This window comes from Pelosinus sp. IPA-1, assembly GCF_030269905.1.
GTDB lineage: Bacteria > Bacillota > Negativicutes > DSM-13327 > DSM-13327 > Pelosinus.
Genome location: NZ_BSVC01000003.1, coordinates 17478 through 41828, shown reverse-complemented (window position 1 = coordinate 41828; position 24351 = coordinate 17478). Strand labels below are relative to the sequence as shown.

Annotated in this window: 21 protein-coding genes and 2 riboswitches; of the genes, 1 reads left to right on the top strand and 20 read right to left on the bottom strand. The window is 39.3% G+C overall.

The genetic code is table 11. The features are described from left to right. Window positions 1-58: 58 nt before the first annotated feature. The 13 genes from nifK to QSJ81_RS06925 form a co-directional block, all read right to left on the bottom strand. Complete coding sequence (gene nifK / locus QSJ81_RS06985; protein ID WP_285716693.1) at window positions 59-1447, bottom strand: nitrogenase molybdenum-iron protein subunit beta; 1389 nt, start codon at window positions 1445-1447, stop codon at window positions 59-61. 1 nt (window position 1448) lies between these two features. After that, window positions 1449-3062, bottom strand: coding sequence for a nitrogenase molybdenum-iron protein alpha chain (gene nifD, locus QSJ81_RS06980; protein ID WP_285716692.1), 1614 nt, complete (start codon window positions 3060-3062; stop codon window positions 1449-1451). Between the two features lie 18 nt (window positions 3063-3080). Beyond that, window positions 3081-3491 (bottom strand): P-II family nitrogen regulator, encoded by a 411-nt coding sequence (locus tag QSJ81_RS06975; RefSeq protein ID WP_285716691.1) that lies wholly within the window; start codon window positions 3489-3491, stop codon window positions 3081-3083. 15 nt (window positions 3492-3506) lie between these two features. Then, complete coding sequence (locus tag QSJ81_RS06970) at window positions 3507-3833, bottom strand: P-II family nitrogen regulator (RefSeq protein ID WP_090934558.1); 327 nt, start codon at window positions 3831-3833, stop codon at window positions 3507-3509. Between the two features lie 41 nt (window positions 3834-3874). After that, the gene (gene nifH / locus QSJ81_RS06965; protein WP_038666352.1) at window positions 3875-4696 is read right to left on the bottom strand and encodes a nitrogenase iron protein; all 822 of its coding nucleotides are present in this window, start codon (window positions 4694-4696) and stop codon (window positions 3875-3877) included. 454 nt (window positions 4697-5150) lie between these two features. Continuing rightward, window positions 5151-6098: an AEC family transporter gene (locus QSJ81_RS06960; protein ID WP_285716690.1), complete on the bottom strand. Its 948-nt coding sequence runs from the start codon at window positions 6096-6098 to the stop codon at window positions 5151-5153. 18 nt (window positions 6099-6116) lie between these two features. After that, window positions 6117-6581: a hypothetical protein gene (locus QSJ81_RS06955; RefSeq protein WP_285716689.1), complete on the bottom strand. Its 465-nt coding sequence runs from the start codon at window positions 6579-6581 to the stop codon at window positions 6117-6119. A 13-nt stretch (window positions 6582-6594) separates the two neighbouring features. Next, entirely contained in the window at window positions 6595-7212 is a 618-nt protein-coding gene (locus tag QSJ81_RS06950; protein ID WP_285716688.1) for a ribonuclease H1 domain-containing protein, read from the bottom strand. Between the two features lie 155 nt (window positions 7213-7367). Further along, window positions 7368-9095, bottom strand: coding sequence for a B12-binding domain-containing radical SAM protein (locus tag QSJ81_RS06945; protein ID WP_285716687.1), 1728 nt, complete (start codon window positions 9093-9095; stop codon window positions 7368-7370). 40 nt (window positions 9096-9135) lie between these two features. After that, the gene (locus QSJ81_RS06940) at window positions 9136-10269 is read right to left on the bottom strand and encodes a cyclic nucleotide-binding domain-containing protein (protein ID WP_285716686.1); all 1134 of its coding nucleotides are present in this window, start codon (window positions 10267-10269) and stop codon (window positions 9136-9138) included. Window positions 10270-10497: 228 nt separating this feature from the next. Beyond that, on the bottom strand, window positions 10498-12168 hold the full coding sequence (locus tag QSJ81_RS06935; RefSeq protein ID WP_285716685.1) for an ATP-binding protein: 1671 nt from the start codon (window positions 12166-12168) through the stop codon (window positions 10498-10500). 198 nt (window positions 12169-12366) lie between these two features. Continuing rightward, window positions 12367-12870 (bottom strand): hypothetical protein, encoded by a 504-nt coding sequence (locus tag QSJ81_RS06930; RefSeq protein ID WP_285716684.1) that lies wholly within the window; start codon window positions 12868-12870, stop codon window positions 12367-12369. Between the two features lie 269 nt (window positions 12871-13139). Then, window positions 13140-14306 (bottom strand): ABC transporter substrate-binding protein, encoded by a 1167-nt coding sequence (locus tag QSJ81_RS06925; RefSeq protein ID WP_285716683.1) that lies wholly within the window; start codon window positions 14304-14306, stop codon window positions 13140-13142. Between the two features lie 382 nt (window positions 14307-14688). Beyond that, window positions 14689-14790, bottom strand: a riboswitch (glycine riboswitch). Between the two features lie 8 nt (window positions 14791-14798). Continuing rightward, a riboswitch (glycine riboswitch) is annotated at window positions 14799-14875 on the bottom strand. A 216-nt stretch (window positions 14876-15091) separates the two neighbouring features. Here QSJ81_RS06925 and QSJ81_RS06920 point away from each other — a divergent pair. After that, window positions 15092-16402 (top strand): CitMHS family transporter, encoded by a 1311-nt coding sequence (locus QSJ81_RS06920; protein WP_352230874.1) that lies wholly within the window; start codon window positions 15092-15094, stop codon window positions 16400-16402. Between the two features lie 240 nt (window positions 16403-16642). Here the strand turns inward: QSJ81_RS06920 and QSJ81_RS06915 are convergent, their stop codons facing one another. The 7 genes from QSJ81_RS06915 to QSJ81_RS06885 all read right to left on the bottom strand — a co-directional run bounded on the left by QSJ81_RS06915 (window position 16643) and on the right by QSJ81_RS06885 (window position 24158). Further along, a complete protein-coding gene (locus QSJ81_RS06915; protein ID WP_285716682.1) occupies window positions 16643-17044 on the bottom strand; it encodes an HsmA family protein in 402 nt (133 codons plus the stop codon). A 174-nt stretch (window positions 17045-17218) separates the two neighbouring features. Beyond that, window positions 17219-18535 carry a glutamate-1-semialdehyde 2,1-aminomutase gene (gene hemL / locus QSJ81_RS06910; protein ID WP_285716681.1) on the bottom strand — a complete coding sequence of 439 codons (1317 nt, stop codon included), beginning with the start codon at window positions 18533-18535 and terminating at the stop codon, window positions 17219-17221. A 142-nt stretch (window positions 18536-18677) separates the two neighbouring features. Beyond that, complete coding sequence (gene hemB, locus QSJ81_RS06905) at window positions 18678-19652, bottom strand: porphobilinogen synthase (RefSeq protein ID WP_285716680.1); 975 nt, start codon at window positions 19650-19652, stop codon at window positions 18678-18680. Continuing rightward, window positions 19652-21175 carry a uroporphyrinogen-III C-methyltransferase gene (gene cobA / locus QSJ81_RS06900; RefSeq protein ID WP_285716679.1) on the bottom strand — a complete coding sequence of 508 codons (1524 nt, stop codon included), beginning with the start codon at window positions 21173-21175 and terminating at the stop codon, window positions 19652-19654. Before cobA ends, hemB begins: the two co-directional genes overlap by 1 nt. A 161-nt stretch (window positions 21176-21336) precedes the next feature. Next, entirely contained in the window at window positions 21337-22269 is a 933-nt protein-coding gene (gene hemC, locus QSJ81_RS06895; protein ID WP_285716678.1) for a hydroxymethylbilane synthase, read from the bottom strand. Next, window positions 22229-23545: a glutamyl-tRNA reductase gene (hemA, locus tag QSJ81_RS06890; protein WP_285716677.1), complete on the bottom strand. Its 1317-nt coding sequence runs from the start codon at window positions 23543-23545 to the stop codon at window positions 22229-22231. Before hemA ends, hemC begins: the two co-directional genes overlap by 41 nt. Continuing rightward, window positions 23514-24158 carry a precorrin-2 dehydrogenase/sirohydrochlorin ferrochelatase family protein gene (locus tag QSJ81_RS06885; RefSeq protein ID WP_285716676.1) on the bottom strand — a complete coding sequence of 215 codons (645 nt, stop codon included), beginning with the start codon at window positions 24156-24158 and terminating at the stop codon, window positions 23514-23516. Before QSJ81_RS06885 ends, hemA begins: the two co-directional genes overlap by 32 nt. Between the last annotated feature and the right edge of the window lie 193 nt (window positions 24159-24351).

Here is a 24351-nt window from a genome sequence, read left to right as displayed (position 1 = left end):
TTCTTCGTGTTTCAACGTTTTTTCCAATACTTGAGATTCTTCTTAAAATAGCCTACTACTACATTACCAACTCAAAATCTTCATCTTTTGCATCGCGATCGGCTCTATCCAAGAGAGTATTACTGATCATTTCAATCAATCGCATAGCACCTTGGTAACCAACGATCGGCAAGTAGGAATGGACACTTCGATCTAGAATTGGGAACCCTACCCGCATAAAAGGAATATCTTCAGCCCGAGCAATATATTTGCCATAGGTATTGCCAATTAATAAATCTACAGGCTGATTTTTAATCCATTGATGCAAGGTAAACAAATCACCAGCACTTTTAACATTCGCTGTAATCCCTGCAGTTGTTAACATTTCATTAATGTCATCTTCAAAACTTCCGGCTGCAGAATTAGAGGATCCCCCTGGCGTACCTGTCAGTACATGTACAGGTACCATGCCTAAACTTAATACAAACTCAGTGATACCAGTAACGATATCAGGATCACCAAAGATCGCCACGGTTTTTCCATGGAAGTGAAAATGAGTATCTGTCATAATATCAACCAGTTGGCCCCGTTCTATTTCTAGTTCTTTAGGAATTTCGCGAGCAAAACTATTGCGTAAGGTCATTAATAAAGCATCTGTTGCCTTAATACCAATCGGTGTCTTCAAAACGGCTGCTGGAACCTCACACTGTTTGTTTAAAAGATCCGCAGGATCACTAGAGGCAAATCTACCCAAAGCTAGGGTGAGTTGTGAATTCCCAGTATCCTTTATTTGTTCCACCGTAGTACCACCTTCAGGATACATCTCGAATTCTCCAGTCATTGGTGAATCGACAACCCCTGATGTGTCAGGAAACATAATATATTCAATGTCCATACTTTTTACTAAACGTTTAATCTCTCGCATGTCTCCAGGATTGACGAAACCAGGAATAATATTAACTTGCTCTTTTTTTACTGGCAACGTACTTTCTGCTATATAACTAACCATAGCTTTTGTCATGTTGGAAAATCCCGTAATATGTGACCCTACGTAACTAGGCGTATTTGCATGAATGACAAGCTTACCTTCAGCAACATCCGCTGTTTTAATGATACTAGAAACATCATCACCAATCGTTTCTGTTAAACAAGTGGTGTGTATCGCCATAACATCGGGCTTATAGATATGAAAAACGTTTTGTATTGATGCTTTTAAGTTAGCCCCACCACCAAAGACGGATGATCCTTCTGTAAAGCAACTAGTAGAGGCCATAACTGGATCACGAAAATGACGAGTTAAGTGCATACGGTGGTAAGAGCAACACCCTTGTGATCCATGGCTATGAGGCAAGCATTTATGAATCCCGAGAGCAGCATACATAGCGCCAATTGGTTGACAAGTTTTGGCGGGGTTAATCATACCGCCGCTTTTACGTTCTGTTATCTCTTTTGGTGTACAATCTAACATATTATGCCACTCCTTCCTCAGTTACTGATCCTTCTAGTAAAGGTTGATTTTTCCATGGGGGAGTAATAAAATTCCAAGTTGGAGATGCAAATCCCATGCTTATATCTTCAGCAAATTTTACTGCACCGTTAAAGCCAGCATAGGGTCCGCTGTAATCGTAAGAATGTAGTTGTTTTGAATTAATCCCCATTTTTTGAATAACATATTTATCCTTGATTCCAGAAGTGAAAATATCTGGTTTCAGTAATTTGATAAACTCTTCCGTTTCAAAATGATTCAAATCATCTACAATGATACTGCCATCTTTCATATCAAAACGCATCCCATTATATTGACCTAAAGGTATTTTTGCTTTTAGCTCTTCCAATTTCTCTGGTGATACTTTTAGACGGAAACGCTTTTCATCAACTTCTGCTGTATAGTGAGGAATATTTTTACTATCCGCATCGGTTTTAATGGTAGGAATGACATCACGGCCTTCATAATCATCACGATGAGCAAATTCATAACCTGCCAATAAGGTTTCAATTCCTAGTTCACTAAACAAATTTTGGAAATGATGACCACGGGATCCTCCCACAAAACAAAAAGCTGTTTTTCCTTCACAAATCTTTTTGTATTGCTCAAATACAGGTTCAATCCTTGCCAATTCACTAGCAATTACTGCCTCTGTCTTAAGAGTTAATTCTTTGTCATCAAAGTAAAGAGCCATATTACGTAGAGACTCAATGGTTCCTTGAATTCCAATAAAGTTAACTTTTAACCATGGTGTACCATATTTGGTTTCGAGCATCTCTGCAATATAGTTAATCGAGCGGTGACATTGAACCAAATTAAGTTCTGCTGTATGCGCATTTTTAATTGCTTCATAAGAGCCATCCCCTGTCATAACGGATACAACATGATAGCCAATTTCCTTAAGGATTCGTTCTACTTCCCAACCATCTCCGCCAATGTTGTATTCCCCTAAGAGATTAATCGGGAATTTAGCAGGAGCCTCTTCTTGTTCACCTGTACCGATGACCTTTTCCATTAATATATTATTGGCAATATGATGACCAGCTGACTGGCTAACACCTTTATAACCTTCACAGCTAAAGGATAGTACCTGAACGCCATGTTTGGCTTCCGCTGCTTTGGCGACAGCTCCCATATCATCTCCAATTAACCCTACTGGACAGGTAGCAGAAAGAGTAATGGCTTTCGGTTTAAAGATCTCCATGACCTCATCAATTACCTTGGTTAATTTCTTTTCTCCACCGAAGACGATATCACTTTCTTGCATATCGGTAGATATGCAGTAGTTGATAAAATTTTGCTTTGGATCATCGGATTTGGCTTTATTTCTACGTGTATTCCATGCATAATATCCGCAACCGATCGGTCCATGAACAATATGCACCATATCTTTAATCGGACCTAGAACAACGCCTTTACATCCCGCATAAGCACAGCCTCTATTGGTGATAATACCAGGAATGGTCCGGGTATTGGCTTCGATTTGCTGGCTTTCTAGCTCGGAACGTTTAATAAATATATGTTTTTTACGATTTTTTTGAACTTTTGCTGGATATTGATCTAGTATTTCTTGAAGTTTTGCTTCATTCATTTCCATTTTCCCTTACCTCCCCTGTTATACTGCAACTTCTCCCGTTTCACCAGTACGAACCCGAATGGCATCTATAACTGGTAGTACAAAGATCTTGCCATCACCTACGTTATTACAGGTCTTATTTGCTTGAATAATAGCGTCTATAATCTTAGCTACGTCTTCATCATGGGCAAGGATGGTAAACAATCTTCGTGGAAATAATGTAGTACCAACCAAAAAATCTGTAATCAGCTTTTCTGCTTCCCCTGTTTGATCCTCCCCAGCCATAAGAAGGAGTTCTTTCTTTCTTTCCAAAATCAAACTTGGGTTGGTTACTAACTTCCCCCGCCCCTCTACTTTAAAAGCAGTAAAACCAGCTACACCAGCTTCTACTAACGCTTTTTTAGTAGCGCTTGTCTTATTCATCCGTACAATCGCGATAATTTCTTTCATCCTTATCCCTCCTTCTTATAGACTTGGGATGCCACTAGAAATGGTATAAGCTTCTTCAATGGAGCTTATGAATATTTTTCCATCACCATAAGCACCTTGTTCGCTTGTTTTCGCATATTTTAAAATCAGACGAACCATATCTTCCTTATCCTCATCACGGATCGCCATCATTAATAAGGCTTTGGGGATTTCATCATAAATGATACCGGATATTTTAATCCCTTTTTGTTTACCGCGCCCAACTACATCCACAACTGTAGCAGCATGAAAACCAGCTCTTGATAACTCAGCTAATACTTCATCTTTCTTTTCTGGTCTGATAATGGCTCTAACTAATAACATATTGTTTCCCTCCAATATTTTATCTACTTTTTCTCTGACAATCAGGCGTCCATAAAGCCATATTGCATCATGATTTCTTCTAATCTGTCTTGTGTCATTGGTTTAGGGATAACAAACATTTTGTTACCGTCGATAGCTTTTGCTAATTCACGATATTCGTTAGCTTGACCAGATTCTGGATCGAAGTCTACAACTGTCTTTTTATTAATTTCCGCACGTTGAACGAGATTGTCACGAGGTACAAAGTAGATCAATTGGGATCCAATTTCTTCAGCAAAGGCTTTTAATAATTCATACTCTTTATCAACTTTACGGCTGTTGCAAATAATGCCGCCAAGTCTAACTTTACCGTTAACCGCATATTTTTGAATTCCTTTTGCAATGTTATTCGCTGCATAAAGAGCCATCAATTCACCAGAAGCAACAATATAAATTTCCTCTGCTTTACCTTCGCGGATCGGCATTGCAAAGCCACCACAAACAACATCGCCCAGTACATCATAAAATACATAATCAAGATCTGGTGTATAAGCACCTAAGGATTCCAACATATTAATAGAAGTAATGATACCACGACCTGCGCAACCTACACCTGGTTCAGGACCACCTGACTCAACGCACATGGTACCGCCGAATCCTGGTTTTAAGATATCTTCTAAATCGATATCGTCGCCTTCATCACGTAGCGTATCTAGTACTGTTTTTTGGCATAATCCATGAAGTAACAAGCGAGTGGAATCCGCCTTAGGATCACAGCCAACAACCATAATATGTTTACCAGCCTCCGCTAAGGCACCTACTGTATTTTGAGTAGTGGTAGATTTACCAATACCACCTTTTCCGTATATAGCGATCTGTCTCATAATAAGAACCTCCCTCTATTTTTAAACGCATTTTTTTACCGATATAGTTGAAAATTACTTTGAGTTCACTTATAATAAAAATAGGTACATCAAACAAACCCTGGTGACTGCTGGGGCACTAAGATTACCAACGCTTTATGGATACCGCAAATATCCATAAGGCATTTTTTATTTGTCTACCATCATACTTATTCGATAGAACCACCTCCTTAATTACTAAAAAAAACACAATGGGGCTCATAAACGTACTCCGTTTATAAGCCCCATTGCTTATGTGCCTATTTCTTGGCAAAAAGGCAAAAAGCTCACAAGGGTTTTAAAAAAACCACTTGTAAGCTTCATTGCTTCTGCCTATTAACTTGAGCTGAGTATAGCATACATCTTTTTGTGATGCAATACCCTTTTTAAATAGTCGCAATATTAAATTTTAAGCCTCCGCCCCCACTATACTCGACTAAAAATAATACTGAAAAATCAACATATATACAGGGATAACAAGGATTGCTATTACCGTTGTCACCGTAGTCATTATGGCAGCATATTCAGCATCCCCTCCATAGGATTTGGCAACAATGGATGTTTGCGTCATTACAGGCAACATGGCTTGAATAATAAATACTTTTTTCATCAAAAGGGGTAAGGGTATAAAATGAGTTACGCCCATAACAATCAGCGGGGAAACTACAAACCTTCCTAATAGAATAGCGATCATATCCTTGCTGACTTTAATATTTCTTAATTTTACACCATAAATGGCAATCCCAATAAAGAGCATGGATAGAGGAGTCGTCATATTGCCAAGGTATTTGCAAGTATCAAGAATAAAGCGTGGCAAACTTATATTACATAAAATAAGAAATATGGCGAACAGAAATCCTAACAGCGGTGGTGAGAAGATCTTTTTCACTACCTCTAGAGGAGATACTTTTTCTTTACCTAGCGCACCATCATTCCGAATACCACCGGCACCAATCGTCCAAAATAGAGATGTGTTGGCGATATAATACAATAAGACATAAGGCACACTTTCTTCGCCAAACAAGGCTAAATTTACAGGTATGCCAATAAAGATACTATTGGAAACAAAGAACATTGATCGAAAAGTCCCTTGCCGATTAGGCCTAACTTTTATTACTTTGGAAACAACATAACCTACAATATAACAAGCTAACATAGAAGAAAAGGGCACAACCAATCCTGTAGCTAGATGAAGTAACCCATCTTTGTTAAAGGTACTCATTAAATTCCAAATCATATAAGTAGGAAGCGCAATATTCGTTATGATACGTGAAAATAACTTGGATGCCTCTGGGTTAAACCAGCCTTTATTGGTAAGAACATAACCTGTTGCAATCATTAAAACAATACTAAATATACTTTCAATTGTATGAAAAATAATCATATTTAAAAGACTCCTAACCTACTTTTCCCTATCAGATAATACAGCTACCAGAGCCGCTTTCGCTATTGCTTCTAGTTGGGTTGAAAAGCCTGCAGGGGCTATCTCAGACTGAATTCCAACTTTTTTAAACGATGCATAATATACACTTTCGCCTTCTACTATTCCTTTTTCTAGATTGTAGATATACCCAATGGCGTTCATATGCTCTATTACCTTCTGGGCTGACTCCATTTCCGTAGAAAAGGCAGGTACTGCCTCATCAAAATTTTCTCTAAGTTTTAAACTCACCATTTCACTCTCTTTTGTCAGTGCAGTATATACTCCACCAGATTGTTCAATATCCGCTGGTGTTCCCAGCCATTTTACGGCAAGTTCAGCGCTAAATTGTAATAAGTGCTTCAACCAAATAAACCCCATCACCTCTAGGGCCACTGCAATATCTAAATCCCGTCCAGGTTTCATCTGTAAAAACTTTTCATTCATTATTTTTCCTCCATTACTGTAACTGTAAAGCTGCCTTAGCTAGTTGATCTGCCTGTTCATTATATTTATCTCCTGAATGGGCCTTAACCTTTACAAAGTGGATCTCCAATTGTTTTGCGGCTTGTTCATAAAACTGTTTATACTTTTTGGTTCCCTCTTGTTTTGCTTCCCAGGCTTTGGTACACCACTTTTCTATGCCTTCGTAGTCATGATATATAACGATTGTAGGTACACCCTGTTCTAAGGCATACGTCATCGCGATTTTAGCCCCCATGGTTTCTCCTGCTACATTACGCATCGGTGCCAATTCAGGATCATTTCCTTTTTGACTAAAGGTAATTTCCTCTCCTTTCCACAAGATAACAACTCCTGCCGAATATTCCTTTGTTGCAATGTTATAACTGCCATCAACGTAAGCAAGCATAACATTATCGGAAATTTCTCCTGTAGGAAGAGATGGTATTACCTTATTCACTGCCCCCGCAAGGTAAGCATTCGCTTCTTCTTCCGTCTTAAAACTCTTATACTCAGCTCCTGAATATCCTTTTATTTGTTCCTGACACTGGGGCCAGCTATAGAATAAACCTGCCTGTCTGCCTTTTCTAACGGCGTACACTTTTTTATCTGCCATATGTCTCTCCTTACTTTTGGTTATCACATGTCCGGCTAGTCCACTTATATTTTATGTCTTCTGATTTATAAAAAGCAAGTAATTAATTTTTAGGGTAGACGTTCACATACTCAGTGAAAGTCTACCCCTTCCTATTTACTAAAAGTTAGGTACATTTATTGATTCAGCTTTGCTAACTTTCTGCTATGATCATTAATACGTTTTACAATATCTTTTGAATAATAGGTACTCCCTGTCATGATGTCCAAAAGGGAATCTTTTTTGAAATTCAATAAATCCAATTTTGAACGATAGCCAATCGCTTCTGTCATCATGAGATATTCATCGGAAATGTCCGTAGGAATTCCCATATCTGCAACGGCTTTACGGAGTTTGCCAGTTTCACGGAGTAAATCTATACTTTGCATGCCTTGTAAAGACACATTTAACTTAGGCCAGAACTCAGCAGGCTTGTATATGGAATACTCATACCGCATCAGGCTATAGACAAAGTCATCACCAATATCAAAACCAAATTGATCTGCCTGATCAAACCATTCCGTATCAGGAAAGGCTCCAGGAGGATTTACAACAACTGTACTCGGCATTGTTTGCTCAATTAGGCTGATATTTTCTGCGAAAACATCCTCTAAGGTTACATTCGCAACTAAAGGGCACGGATAGATCAGGGAAAGTCCAATACGGCATGGTTCATTGACAATATCCGCAGCTAACTTTATGCATTGTATCGTGTCAATAATCTCTTTCTTAGTAACCCCCTTATTCATAACTTGGTCATTAATCAGATCATGCCCCGTTTCGCCTCCCATAAAAACTGCTCTCAAGCCTGATTTTATCATAATTGAAAAATCATCATAAGTTTGACTAGATACTTTGGTAGCTCGTATAAACATAGAATAGTTTACTTTGAGGCCACTATCAAGTATTGCCTGGGCAATTTTTCGTCCTTGTTCAAGAGGTGTTTCTGAACTACTAAATCGAAAAAAAGCAATGCCAAGCTTTGTCATAGCTCTCATTTCTTCGATAATTTGTTCTACAGGGCGACCTTGATAATGGATAAGCTGCCTAGTATGGGAGCAAAAGTTGCATTGATTCCAACTGCACCCCACACCATCTACTAAGGTGTGAAAAAGTATTTTATCTTCTAAATCAACACCTCGATAACGGGGAATGGTTTCCTGAAAACTTGCCTTGTCATTTACACATTTCACTGCATGAAAACCACCAGTTCTAAGTAAGGGCGAACTGCTAATCTCATCCTTAACTGCTTTTAAAAACGCAGCTTTTCCTTGGGTTTTTCTGCGCAATCTAATTAACTGTTCTAGCATTTCTTCGCCTGGCCCCATAATGGCTAGGTCAAACTCATCATCTTTCAAGGTATTTTCACCATATACCTTTACTTGAGGTCCGCCAGCAATGACAACGGTTTCTGGGCATTCCCTTCTAAGCCGAGACGCTAAATGAATCGCCCATTGAAAAGAATCACCATACCATGTCTTAATACCGACAAAAGGAATCTCCTGTTCTTTAACCATCTTGACGATGTCTTCCACCATCTGATTCATGTACCTACGCTTGCAAAACAAGGACAAGGCTTGCAAGGGCCAACTAAACAGCATGAGAAATAAAGCTAATTTTTGATTTCCTTTCTGATATACCTTTAACTGCAATCCTACAATCCAGCGAAGAAGTGCCAAGCACCATCTAGGTACACCTTTTTCAATGTAAGAGGTACGAACATTATCAATAATTTCTGCCGCAATTCCCGTATCTTCAAGATACGTACGAATCATTGCCAAACTATTTTCTAACGCCGTATCCGATGTAATTCGCTGCCTTATTGCAAGGCTATTTACCAGTAATAATTCAATACCATATTTCATTTCAATTCCTCCACTTTTTATTTTTAGAGAACCTCTACTTTTACCCTTTGCAACTAGTTAGATTCTGTAAAACCTTGATGCCAATCGTAGGATTGCTTCTGTAAAACTTTTCGAAAGCTTGCTGAGAAATTACCATAACTTCCGACTCAGTAGTGGCAGAAACGTCATTTTTTTGTACTTGTGCTTGTATTAACCCTGCTCTGCCGAAGCATTGCCCTGGCACCTTCTCACTTGCCACCCCATTGGATAGTACCGTAACCTTCCCTGACAGCAAGATATATAGCTCCTTTGTTACTTCGCCAGTATTTATAATGGTGTCGCCTTCCTGGCAATGAAAGATTGTGCCCATATGCAATACCTGCATTGCTTCTTCTTCCATTAATCCTTTGAGAATAGAAATACTCTGACCCCTTAATTCTCCTTGTACATAAGCCCACAGCTGTTCTTTGGTGGTTAACTGAGTGTTTACCACCTTAGTCGACTGTGGGAATTCCTCTAAAAACCATTTTGCCGCATCTGGGCTGTTTTTTCTTTGTTTGGCAACACGGAGGAAGGGTGATCTAACCGTCTGGAGATGTTTAATATCTTCTGTAATTAAAAACAATGGAATGATCAGACCAAAGCCACGTTCAATGAAGTTATACCCCAATCTCCGAAAGCCAAGACGTTCATACAGGGGTACCAAATAAGGGCTGCATCCTCCAAATATAAATTGCACCCCTTCATCTCGAAATACTTCATACGCTTTCGATAATAATAGATAGGCCGCTTGCGAACTTCGGTACTTAGAAATAACCATCATTTTAGTGCTTAAAGAATGTTTTTGGTTTGCCGTTCCTTGTAAGAAATCATCAAATTGTTTCATTTTAAATACTTGTTGTAACTCAGTCGGAAATGCCCCCATATTTCCAACGGTTACTCTTATAGTACCTATAACCTCTGCCCCTAATTGGGCATATAACAACACACTCTGGTCATCTACGGCATCTACAATTTTCTTTTCTTTATGATTCGCCGACAACATGGGCGTTTTCCCCATCTCTTCTACGTACACTCGATAACGCAACTTATAAATAGCTTCCCTTTCTCTTTTAGTCGATGCTTTTTTAATTTTTATACAATTTTCACTACCCTCACTAGTTCTTACTTTTAGCTCTGCCGTTTGTAAATTCATACATTTGTCCTCCTTTTTTGACCATAAAATTATCTACTGACTAGAGAAAAGCTATAGCCGATTCATAGGCACCACCTCCTAATAGAACCATGTTCTTCTCTCCACAATGAAAACTCCTGTAAGATTTGTAATAAAATGGACATTTTTGTAATTATAAGTAAATTTTGCAAAAAAAAAGAGAACCTCACTAAAGGTTCTCTTTTTCTAATACTCTATTATCTTTTTTCGTTACATTGCCAATCCCTGTAGTAGTTTAAAACAAATAAAAAATGTGGTTCCTTGTGTACTTGTCTCTACCGTTATCTTTGCCTTATGACGATTTGCAATTCGATAACAAATCGCTAAACCAATTCCTGTTCCGTCCGCCTTCGTCGTCACAAAGGGTTTGCCTAAATTATCTAAAATGTGAGCAGCGATCCCCCCACCTTCATCCCGTATGGCCAAAATTGTTTCCTCATTTTCCAAATAAGTTCGGATTGTTAATGATTTTCCTTCTTTCATGGACTCTAGTCCATTACGAACCAGATTTAATATTAATTGTCGGATTTCTTTTTCATCGATATATAATTTAGGAATTCTCTGTAATTCTAGTTTTATATATTTATTACAGGCATTGCTATCAGCCTGCAGCAGCGGATACATGGATTCAATAATTTCATTCAACTGACACAATTTAAAATCCATTACCCGATTTTGACTAAGAGAAAGATACTCACTAATAATGGAATTTGTCCTGTCCAACTCGTCCATTACCAACACAAACTGTTCCTTATAGAGAGCAAATTCTTTTTTATTTCCAATCAGTTGCAAATATCCACGTACCGTAGTCATAGGGTTCCTAATCTCGTGAGCGACACTCGCTGCCATCTGCCCAACTGTATTCAGTCGATCGAGACGGGCTACATCTTGTTCTAACATTTTTCGAGTAGTTATATCTCGTGCAATTCCTTCAATAGCAACAATTTGATTATTTTCTCCATAAATAAAATTGAACTTTTGTTCCACCCATATTTCACTAAGATTCTTACAAAGTACCCGGGTAGTCACCATAGAATTAGCCACATGCAAGTTTTTCTTTGCATCCTCATATAATGCTACATCTTTAGGGTGAATCATTTTTAATATTAGCTCAGGATCATTATAAAATTCCTCAGCCGTATACCCAGTAATTTCTGTAACTGCTGGGCTAATATATTCAAAACCCTGCTCGGGGACGATTCGGTAACGAAAAATAATATCCACAGCATTTTCCGTAAATAATCGATAGTATTTTTCTTTATTCGTTAGATCTTCCCGTGTTTTTTCAAAATACACTAATAAGGTGCCCACAGCTATAATAAACCGTAATATTGCATCAAATAAATAACCCCATGGAGCGAACCATACTACATTCTCCATAAAAATATAATCGATAGTATGGGCTCCTAGAAGAATAAAAGCAGCTCCAGTAATATATTTACCCACTCCAGTAATGTTTAAATAGTAAAAAAATACAATACCAGTCCAAATATAAATGCTACTAATGAAGGTACATGAGGGCATAGCCTTATAGAAGAAATCTTGATGTGATCCAATTGCAAAATAGCTTAACCCGCTACTAATAATTGCTCCGTATAACCACAGCCTACTCACGCGTTTATTAATAAATTTATTAGTTCCCCATACAAGTAGCAAACTAGACAAAACTGACAAGATTTGAAATGAAATTTGAAATTCTACCCCTGCCCCCCCAAATATGGGCATTTTAAAAAATATACTGCGGATTAGATGAATTAACCAACTTAAAATCCACAATCCTATAAATGGTTCCTTATATTGCACATATAGATATATGTACACAAGTAATACTGCTATCGTACCTGATATTGTTGCCAGTAAGGATGTATCAATTAATGTCACATTTACACCTCATTTTTATCCGCAGACACGAATTCCATATATGTAAACATTTTCTATATATTCATTTAAATTCCTCTATTATTTACTATATATTTCAATTTAAGTGTAAAAATATGTATTCCGTTGAAATAGCAAAACACTATTACCATTTTTTATAATGGAATAGTGTTTTGCTTTAATTCTATTCTTACGTGTTGTTTACTCCTCTGTACGGGGAAAACACATGGGAGCCGTTAACTGATTAAATACATTAACATTGGGATCGCCAAGACTTAAGCCATTAGTAAGCCGATCACTGTGTAGTGAAATAATTACGCTTGTAATTTTGGCTACACCACTCGGCGTGGGAATGCCTCTTAATGGATTATAATCTAAGGGAGCAACGTAGTAATTTAAAGTACCATTAGTATTTACAACTAGTCGATTTGGGTCAAAACCATCAGAGGTATAAACAGCTGATAAAGGAGCTGCCGGCCAAAGCCCTCTATCCGTTACAAAAAATAAAGTATACACTCCTAGGGGAATTAGCCCTTGAGCTGATACTTGAATATGTCCTTCACACCCTCTGCCGCAAATCTCTCCTGTAGCAGTTGCCTGTAGCCAAAAAGCCTGGGCAATCGCAGGTGGCCGATTATTGGGCATAGTTTCAAAAATCAAATCGCAACAACCATCGCACGCTTTGGATTTTCTATCCTCTTCCATACTTTTCCCTCCTGAAATGAAATTTTCATTTAAGATGATTCAGAATATATTTATACCTAATACATCACTACACTTTTTTTTGTATTCTATGCGAAGTAGAGGAAAAACGTGCAATATAAGAAAAGACTTGGCTTGTGCCAAGTCCTCGGACGCAGGCAGAAGCCTTAGTCGTTCTTACTTGGAATCAAGGAAGTGTATACTTTCTGATTCCGGAACAAAACTCCTGTACAAATTCTTAGTAGAATAGTACAGGAGTTTATTCTATCTTATTATGGTTTTACATTGGCTTTAAACACTTGTTTACCATCTTTCATTTCAATAATAACTACACTCTTAACAGCATCATGAGTTGCATTTAAGGTCGTCGCCCCCGTAATTGCTGAAAAATCCTTGGTGGTAGCTAAAGCCTCACGAATCTTTTCAGGATCAATGCTATTGGCACGTTTAATCGCATCAATTACAATGTTCGCTGCATCATAACCAAGGACAGCCATAGCATCTGGCACTTGCCCATACTCCTTCTTATAAGCCTCTACAAAAGCCTGAGAAGTAGCACTAGTATCATCTACCGAATAGTGATTGGTGAAATAAGTATTATTAAGGGCGGCTCCAGTTCCTACTTCTACTAACTTAGGTGAATCCCATCCATCCCCACCTACGATTGGTACCGTAATCCCAATTTCGCGGGCTTGTTTCACAATTTTACCTACTTCCTCATAATAACCCGGGATATAAATTACCTCCGCATTTAATGCCTTAACTTTTGTCAAAATGGTTTTAAAATCTTGATCCTTTTGCAAATAAGCTTCTTCCGCTAAAATATTTCCGCCGCCTTTGGTAAAGGCATCTTTAAAGAAGGATGATAAACCTTTGCTATAATCACTGCTACTATCAACTAACATAACTGCCTTTTTCAGTTGCAATGTATTAAGTACAAAGTTTGCTCCAACTGTCCCTTGGAAGGGGTCGATAAAACAGACCCTAAAAGTATAATCTTTCACCTTACCGCTCTTCTCATCTACTGTTACTTTAGGATTAGTAGCCCCTACTGCCACAAAAGGAACTTTAGTTGCTTCCGCTACGCTTGAAGTTGCAATGGCATTCGAACTAGCAAAGATACCTGTTACAGCAACTACTTTATCTTGTGTTGCTAGCTTTGTCATAGCATTTGCCGATTCAGAAGGTTCACTTTTATTATCAGCAATGACGGCTTGGAGTTGCTTGCCAAGTACCCCGCCTTTTGCATTGGCTTCTTTAATTGCCATTTTCGCGCCATTTGCCGACGAAGTCCCCATCGTCGCATTACCACCTGTCATTTCATTGAGAATACCAATTTTAATATCTTTCGAGCTAGAACTGCCGCAGCCCGCGAGAACCCCTGCCATTATTAGAACTACCAAAGATACCACTACCAACTTAAAACTAATTTTACTCATAAAAATTTCTCCCCTTTTTTAAATTGTTTATATAAAGAAGACTTGATTTAGATGGAGTTTTAACTCCATCTGAATCTTAGTCGCACTTATCCAGGAACTTAGCCGCTCTTAACTCCCGCTTATATAAGTGAGCCTTGGGTCCGGAGACCCCTAATTCGAACTTATTTCGAGTTTACAGCCTGTTTCCCTGACCTTCAAGGGCAGGGAATTACAGACTGTTAACGAGATGAAGAAGGGAGTTTTAGAGCGGTTTAGTCATCGGATAAAAATTAAAGAGTCAAATCATCTCTGATTTGACTCTGGAAAAACAAATGAACACACCAAAAATGGCGTTTTCAGCATCACAATATAAAGAGATATAGAAATATCCCTGTATATCACGATTTTTGTCTCTGTCCTTTTGCCTGAGAGATTTGTCAGCAACTTATCATTGCTGTATTTCACCTTCGGCGCTCAATTTAAGAGTCTCTCCAGAGTTCCGTCCACTTACGGTTCTACTCGGTGGTCCGAGTGCCTGAGAGTTTTACTCCTTCGGCGGGCTATTCTAGCCACTCTCCCGCAAACTTCATTCGGTAAACATATGTAGTTGTAGAAAAAACATTCACTGTAAGTATCATTATAAAACAATACATCAAATTATTCAATAGTATTATATAAGTATTTTTCAAATTTCCAACTCTCTATTTTCTTTATGAACTAAATGTTTTAAATGACCTTTTTCTATATTTTCATAATATTTAATTTTATAATCTAAATGAAATTGTTAATTTGAAAGGAGTCGTTCTATTATATTAACTTTACTTGGATTTCTTATGGTTATTACTTTCATGTACCTAATAATGTCTAAAAGGATGACTGGATTTGCTGCACTAATTATTATACCGATTACATTTGGACTATTAGGCGGGTTCGCTCCCACAATTGGTAAGCTTATGATGGATGGTGTTAAGACCATAGCACCAACGGCAATTATGATGATGTTTGCTGTTATGTATTTTGGTATTATGGTGGACGTGGGTTTATTTGATGGACTCATTGTTCAAATATTAAAGAAAGTTAAAGGTGACCCGCTAAAAATCGTTGTAGGAACAACTTTATTAGCAATCATAGCCTCTTTAGAAGGAGAAGGTGCTGTAGTCTTCATGATTACCTGTACAGCAATGTTACCTCTATATAAGAGGATTGGCATTAATCCCGTCATATTAGCAGTAATATGCGCAATGGTGACTGCCGTGAAGAATATGTTTCCATGGGCAGCTCCCACGGCTAGGGTTTTAGCAGCGTTAAAACTTGATGCAGCTGAAATTTTTAATCCCTTGGTTCCTGTAATCATTTGTGGATTTGCCTATATAGCATTGATGGGATATGTATTGGGTAAAAGAGAACGGGCTAGATTGGGAGTTATCCAAATAGAAGACTCTATGATCGACGGCATTGCTAAAGAAGTGGTATCGAAAAATCCTGAGTTTAAGCGTCCTAAATTATTCTGGGTTAATCTGATTATGACCCTAACTCTTATGGGCCTGTTACTTGTAGAAAAGAAGATCGGAGTCTCGATTCCAATCATCTTTTTGGCGGGAAGCGCATTGGCTTTAATTGTAAACTTTCCTAAGGTTAAAGAACAGCAAGGGCGTATGTTGGCTCATGCCAAAGAAGCTCTACAGGTTACCGCAGTGGTTTTCGCCGCTGGGATATTTATGGGCATATTAACAGGAACTAAAATGACAGATGCTATGGCAACATTTCTAATAGGAATTATCCCAACTGGTTTGGGATCACACATGGGGATGATTACAGCGCTGTTAAGTGCTCCACTGTCCTTCTTGTTATCCAATGACGCCTTCTACTTTGGCGTGTTACCAGTACTGAACCAGATGGCTGCGACTTATGGAATCGGTGCTGCGGAAATTGGTCGAGCCTCCTTGTTGGGAACACCGGTACACATGTTGAGTCCACTGGTAGCAGCATTATGGTTATTGGTGGGAATGTGTGATATTACCTTTGGCGACCTACAAAAAGGCGGCATATGGTGGGCCTTTGGACTAATGATATTGAATATCGTGGTGGCAATAGTAACTGGAGCCATTAGTTTATAATAATAGAAATGAAAAAAACTCCTACAGTCTTTTCAAACCGAAAAGCTGTAGGAGTTTTTTATGGTATCAGAATTTATAAGTTTCTAGTTAAAAGATTGAACCACAAAGACACAATGCTGCTATCGCGGCACACAAAGAAGATGGGAATGAAATGGATAGAACCCCTTTGTGTCTTTGTGGTTCAAAAAGGACGCTTAGCGTTTTTCTTATGTATGTTAGTCGAGCTTACCAACCAATTTTTTACATGAAATGAAAAACTGCTCCACTTACAAATGGTATTAACCATAATATCCAAACGATCAAACTATAACGATGAAATTTTCTTGTCCAAATATCTTTTTTATTTACAATAATAATAGTTGCCCAACATGCATGTAGTAGCATTAATGAAAGTGCCACTATACCAGTAAGGCTGTGAAAATTGTTAGGTATTTGCATGTACTGAGAAATAGCTTGGTTAACTCCTTCTACTTGTGTCTTAGAAAATTCCCCCATCGCCCTTGTTCCTAGAACATCACAAATAATCCCAAACCAAAATAAGATTAAATGTACTCTTTTCAACTCACCTTGTATTTTTTCACTCCAAACTCCAATGGTATAGAATACAAAGGCAGAATTTATAAAGATAATTCCACTCGACATGATAATTCCTCATTTCTACCAAATCTCATCGATTCAACTTAAATCGTTTCACTACTCTTATTGACGAAATAAACGATGATTTATTGCATAAAAACAAACTAACACTACTCCCTTTAAAAAATAATCCCACAGCCATTTGGCTGTGGGTAATCTGCATAAGGGTTTTACCCTGCATTATTTCTTTTGCTTATGATATTCTGCCACTTTGCCAAAAGCATAACCGCTAGCTGCAATGGTTGCAGCAATATCTTCTTCTGAATGAGCCGCTGACATAAAGCCTGCTTCAAATTGTGAAGGAGCCATATATACTCCCTTTTCTAGCATTGCATGATAAAAGGTATTGAAAGCACCAATATCTGATTGTTTAGCGCTTTCATAGTCATAAACTGGTTTGTCGGTGAAAAACATGCCAAACATAGCGCCAAGTTGATGATATTGTAAGGAGAAGCCAAATTTGTCTGCCTGTGCCCGAATACCAGCACATAAGCTTTCTGTTTTCTTACCTAACACTTCATACAATTCAGGTGCCTGAGATAGTATTGACAACGTTGTAATACCTGCCGTCATTGCCAAGGGATTTCCGCTCAGTGTACCAGCCTGGTATACGGGACCCGCTGGAGAAATTAACTCCATAATATCTTGCCGTCCACCATACGCACCTACAGGCAACCCACCGCCAATAATTTTGCCTAAGCAGGTAAGATCAGGTTTTATGCCAAACACAGACTGAGCGCCATTATAAGCTACTCTAAAACCAGTCATTACTTCATCAAAGATTAGTAATGCACCATATTGTTCTGTCACTTCTCGTACAGCTGCTAAATACCCCTCTTTCGGCAATACCATCCCCATATTACCTGCTACAGGTTCTATAATAACGGCCGCAATCTCCTCGCCGTATTTACTAAAAGTTTCTTTCAATGCGGAAATATCATTATAGTCTACGGAAATTGTTCCGCCAGCAACAGCCTGAGAAACGCCTGGACTATCAGGAACTCCTAGGGTAGCGGCACCAGATCCGGCTTTCACTAAAAGACTATCGTGATGACCATGATAACAGCCAATAAATTTTACAATCTTATTACGTTTCGTATAAGCTCTTGCCAAACGTAGGACACTCATCGTAGCTTCTGTACCGGAGTTAACCATACGTACCAATTCCATTGATGGTACAGCCTGCTTCACTAATTTAGCTAGTTCTGTCTCTAAAAGGGTAGGTGCCCCATAGCTCGTTCCTCTACCTACAGCTTGAGTCAAGGCTTCCACTACTGCAGGATGGGCATGGCCTAAAATCATTGGCCCCCAAGAACCAATATAGTCGATATATTTATTTCCGTCGATATCATACAAGTAACTTCCCTTTGCGCTAGCAATAAAAGGTGGCGTACCACCTACACCACGAAAAGAGCGAACAGGACTATTGACGCCACCAGGAATACATTCCTTCGCTTCTTGAAATGCCTTAATTGATTTTTCCAAGTTCAATGTCATTAGTAGACCCCCTAAAAAAATAATAATCGAACCACCAAGACACAAAGGGCACAAAATTTTTCACAAAGGGCTTATCCTTTATGTTCTCCTTTGTGTGTTGCGCTAAGGGCATTGTGTCTTGGTGGTTATATATTTGTTATCTTTATTCTTCTTTTAACCAGCGGGCAACATCCATAGCATGATAGGTAATAATAATATCTGCACCTGCCCGTTTCATGCTGAGCAAAGTTTCCATTACAGTACGTTTCTCATCAATCCAGCCTTGGGCTGCTGCTGCCTTTACCATAGAGTATTCACCACTCACATTATACACAGCAAGAGGATAATCAAAGTTATCTCTCACTTGGCGAACAATATCCAAATAGGCTAACGCCGGTTTTACCATAATGATATCTGCGCCCTCGGCTATATCTAACTCTACTTCACGCATAGCTTCTCGGCTATTAGCTGGGTCCATTTGATAACTGTGACGGTCACCAAACTGTGGTGCAGAATCAGCTGCATCACGGAACGGACCATAATAAGCCGAGGCATACTTCACTGCATAGGACATAATGGATACATTCTTGTACCCATTTTCGTTTAGCGCATTACGAATGGCTAAAATCCGACCATCCATCATGTCCGAAGGAGCAATGATATCTGCCCCTGCCTGGGCTTGGCTAAGAGCAGTCTTCGCCAATAGTGGCAATGTACTATCGTTGTCTACCTCATGGCCTTCTAGCATACCACAATGACCATGACTCGTATATTCACATAGGCACACATCGCCGATCACAACCATACTAGGAAGGGCTGCTTTAATCAAACTCATAGCCTTTTGTACCGGACTATTCATATCCCAGGCACTTGAACCTTGTTCATCCTTATATTCAGGGATTCCGAATATAATAACAGCCGGTATGCCTAAGGCATATGCTTCAGCCACTTCTTTGACTGCCATATCCGCAGATAGATGAAATACATTGGGCATAGAAGGAATTTCTTTACGAATCCCACTTCCTGGCACAACAAACAAGGGATAAACCAAATTATTTATCTCAAGAGTCGTTTCCCTTACTAACTTTCGTATTCCCGCTGATACTCTAAGGCGACGGGGACGAAGAAGCTCGTTCATTATTTAGCCTCCTTATATAAGGTTGTAATTGCTTCTACCATACCATGAATGGTATACTCCTCTGCTATTACATCGGGCTTAATGCCATTTTCTAAACACGTACCAGCTGTTATAGGACCAATGCATGCAATTTTGGCAGTTTGCAAAAGCTCTGAACCCTTAGAACCTAATAGCTCTAATAAATTAGTCACCGTAGAAGAACTGGTAAATGTAACTAGATCAATTTCTCCAGCTGACAATTTTTTTGCCAGCATTTCGCCATCGCTATCCCCTGTAAGAGTACGATACACTGGTACTACGTCTACAGTAGCACCCATTTCTCTTAGCTTTTCTGGTAAAATATCTCTGGCTACCAAAGCTCTTGGAATGAGTACGGACATTCCCGGCTCAATCCGTCCAGTCAATGCCGCAGCAATACCTTCCGCTCTAAATTCCAAAGGTACAATATCCGCTAAAATTCCGTAATTTTTAAGCGCAGCTGCTGTTTGTGCTCCTATGGCAGCAATTTTCACATTGCCTAAAGCCCGGCTATCTCGTTTTTTACTATATAAGTGGTTAAAAAAATGTTCTACTCCATTTACACTAGTAAAAATCATCCAATTGTAGGTAGCAAGCTTATCAATGGCTTTATCCAGTTCTGCATAACTTTCTGGTGGAACCAACTTTATGGATGGTGCTTCAATACATTGCGCACCTAAGTTTTCTAATTGACAAGTCAAAGCACTAGCCTGCTCACGAGCCCTAGTAACAAGTGCTGTTTTACCAAATAGCAACCGCTGATCAAACCAAGCCAAGTCTTGACGTAAATTCACTACTTCACCGACGATAAATATAGCAGGAGGCTTAATACCCTCCCTTGCTACATCAGCAGCTGCTTTGCCTACTGTTGTAACTAATACCCGTTGTTCAGGTTTCGTACCCCAGCGAATGACTGCAGCGGGAGTATCCGCCAAGCGGCCATTTTCTATTAATTTTGCTGTAATATGAGGTAGGTTCTCTACCCCCATTAGAAATACTAAAGTATCTACCGCAGTAGCCAAATGGGACCACTTAATCGTAGATTCTGCTTTAGTTGGATCTTCATGACCCGTTATGACCGCAAAAGAAGTCGCAACGCCTCTATGAGTCACAGGAATACCAGCATAAGCAGGTACGGAAATGGCGGAAGTGATACCTGGTACTACTTCAAAGGATACTTTATTCTCAACTAAGGTTAATGCCTCTTCCCCGCCCCGCCCAAAAACAAAAGGATCGCCACCTTTTAGCCGTACTACATTTTTACCTTCTTTAGCTTTATCCACAAGTAACTGATTAATGTCTTCTTGACGCATAGTATGATTACTAGAAGCCTTGCCCACATAAATAAGTTCTACATCTGGACGTGCTGTTGACAAAAGGCGATCATCTGCTAATCGATCATAAACTATGGTATCTGCTTGCTGTATATATTCTAGGGCTTTTACACTAATTAATTTATAATCACCAGGACCTGCCCCTACTAAATAGACCATTCCTTGTTTCATATTCTCTCCTCCTGATAGGCTACAATTATTTAAAAATACCTTAAACCACAAAGGCACAAAGGACACAAAGCTCTTCTACAAAGGTCTTTTCATACTTTCCTTTAACTTTTTCTTTGTGTGCCGCGCTAGCGCGCATTGTATCTTTGTGGTTTATCCATTTATTATTGATTTACTTCTAGCTCCTGCAAAATTTCCCGCCCACCTGCATCTAACATGTTTTGGGCCAACGCCTTACCAAGTTGTTTAGCTTCTGCTGGGGCACCACTAATCGTCTTGCGTATTTGGCGAACACCATCAACAGACAATATAGCGGCCTCTAAGTTTAATACACCCTGATTCACGGTTGCATAGACGCCAATAGGAATTTGGCAACCGCCCTCTACCTCCGCTAGATAAGCACGCTCTGCCTCTACGGCTAGGCGAGTCTCTTGATGATTCAAAAAGGCAAGCATTTCTAAAACTTCCTCATCATCACTACGCGCCTCAATTGCAAGGGCTCCTTGTCCAACTGCCGGCAAACAAATTTCACTCGGCAATACTTGGGTAATTCGCTCCTGCCAACCTAATCGTTTTAGACCAGCAACTGCCAATAGAATCGCATCCAAATCTCCCGTATCTAATTTCTTCAATCTCGTATCTAAGTTCCCCCGTAGGTCATGAATCACTAGATCAGGTCGATACTTGAGCAGCTGTGCTTTACGCCTTAAACTAGACGTCCCAACCTTAGCCCCCTGTGGCAAGTTTTCCACAGTACCATACTTCGGACTAATAAAAGCATCACCAGCATCAGCCCGTTCTGTAATAGCGGCCAACAATAAGCCTTCTGGCAATTCCGTCGGCATATCTTTAAGACTATGTACTGCCAGATCAATTTCTCCCCGTAACATGGCAGTCTCTAGTTCTTTTGTAAATAACCCTTTCCCGCCAATTTTAGCCAGAGGTACATCTAATATTTTGTCACCTGTAGTTACGATATGGACTAGATTTACTTCTATCCCCGGATATTGATCTCTTAAACAGGCGGCAATATAATTAGCTTGCCATAAAGCCAATTTACTGCTGCGCGTACCGATAACAAGTTTTTTTCTTTTCACGATGTCTGCCCTCTCCTATTGTATCGAGTTTAAATAAATCTAGTATTGCGTCTAAATATAATTGTTCATTCTGGGTACAGGCCCCTTCATTGATACAAACCATAGGGTCCCTTAACATCTTTCGAATAATCATCTTAGACATGTTCTCTACAGCCCTACGTTCCTCTGCCGTAATGTCAGGCAATTTCGTTAAAGCACGTTTTAATTCCCGTTGACGGATTCTTTCCGCTTTATCTGTTAAGCGTGCCATAACAGGCCGCAGAGATAAATAGCGAAATTTGATCAGTAATTCTTCTAATTCTTTTTTGATAATATTCTCAGCTAACTCCGCTTCTTGCTCGCGAAGGCGCAGATTGGATTCCACAACTGCTTCCAAATCATCAATGTTATATAAACGTACACCGGCAATCGCAGATACCTCAGGTTCCACATCTCGGGGTACAGCAATATCAATAATAATGATAGGACGTCCTTGCCTTTTTGGCATTAAGTGAGCAACATCCCAAGCTCTGATAATATAATGAGGAGCCCCTGTAGAGGTAATAATAATATCCGCTTCTACAGCACTTTTCATAAAATTCTCAAAAGGTACTGCTATACCACGAAATTGACTCGCTAATTCAACAGCCCTCTCATACCTACGGTTCGAAACAAATACAGTTTTAACGCCATTTCCTACTAAATGCTTAGCTGTAAGTTCGCCCATTTGTCCCGCACCTAATAACAATACATTAGAAGTTGATAAATCCCCAAATACATTTTTCGCCAATTCAACTGCCGCATAACTTACAGATACCGCACTATGAGCAATACGAGTTTCAGTCCGGACCTTCTTTCCTACGGCAATCGCCCTATGAAATAAAGTGTTAAGAACAGTACTTGTTGTACCAACATCCCTTGCTATGGAATAAGCCTTTTTTACCTGACTCAAAATCTGCCCTTCACCAATGATTAAGGAGTCAAGGCTCGATGTTACACGAAATAAATGGTTAATACAATCTTCTTCCGCATAATAAAAGAAGTCTGCGACATCTAAGGGAGTTTCAGAAATTCGTTGCAAAAACTGCTGCATTACTGGAAAGCCATCTTCTGCATCATCCACAACAGCGTACATTTCTGTACGATTACAGGTTGATATTATCACGCATTCGCTGATTTCTTCATATTCATGAAGACGATTCAAGGCCATTTTTATTGTATCTTCAGAAAAAGTAAAACATTCCCGCACATCAACAGATGCGGTTTTATGATTGAGTCCCAGAACAACTAATTGCATTATAAATCTTAGCCTCCGCCTCTTTTATCTTGCCATCTTTTAGCAAGCTAATTACTTCCTGATCTATGGTTCTTCGCCAAACGACTTCTCGTTCCTTTGATGTTGGCAATTCTTTTTTTATTTGTTCTCGAACCTTTGCCACCAACTCAAGGTATGTACCATATTCAGGACCATAACGTTCTCCTAATTCTTCGCGTAACTTTTTGGCTACTGCCGGGCTTTTCCCCCCGGTAGAGATGGTCAGCAATAAATCGCCACGAGAAATTTGGGCTGGCACACTAAAATTGCCCAATTCAGGAGCATCCGCCACATTAACAAGAGCACCAAGCTCTTTACCTTCTGCCGCTACCAGCTTATTTACCGAAGGATTATCAGTGGAACAAATAATAATGAAAAAACCTTTAACATCTCCCTGCTGATAACTCCGGGCAATATGAATAATCTCTTTTCTTTCTGCCAAAACGGCCAACCCTTGGGTAATCTCTGGGCTAAGCACCGTAACAACTCCACCTGCAAGCAAAAGTGCAGCTACTTTGCGCTCAGCAACGTTGCCGCCCCCCACAACAATACAAGGCTGGCGACTTATTTGTAAGTTTATTGGATAGAACGGCACATTTTTCACATCCTTCATATTTTAGCATATTTCGCACTAAAAATGTAATAATCCTCTATTCAATTGTAGAAAGTATAACTTTTAATTGCATACCCCTTTTATCCGATGACTAAACCGCTCTAAGACTCCCATCTTCTATAAGTGGGAGTTAAGAGCAGCTAAGTCCCTGGATAAGTGCGACTAAGATTCAGAT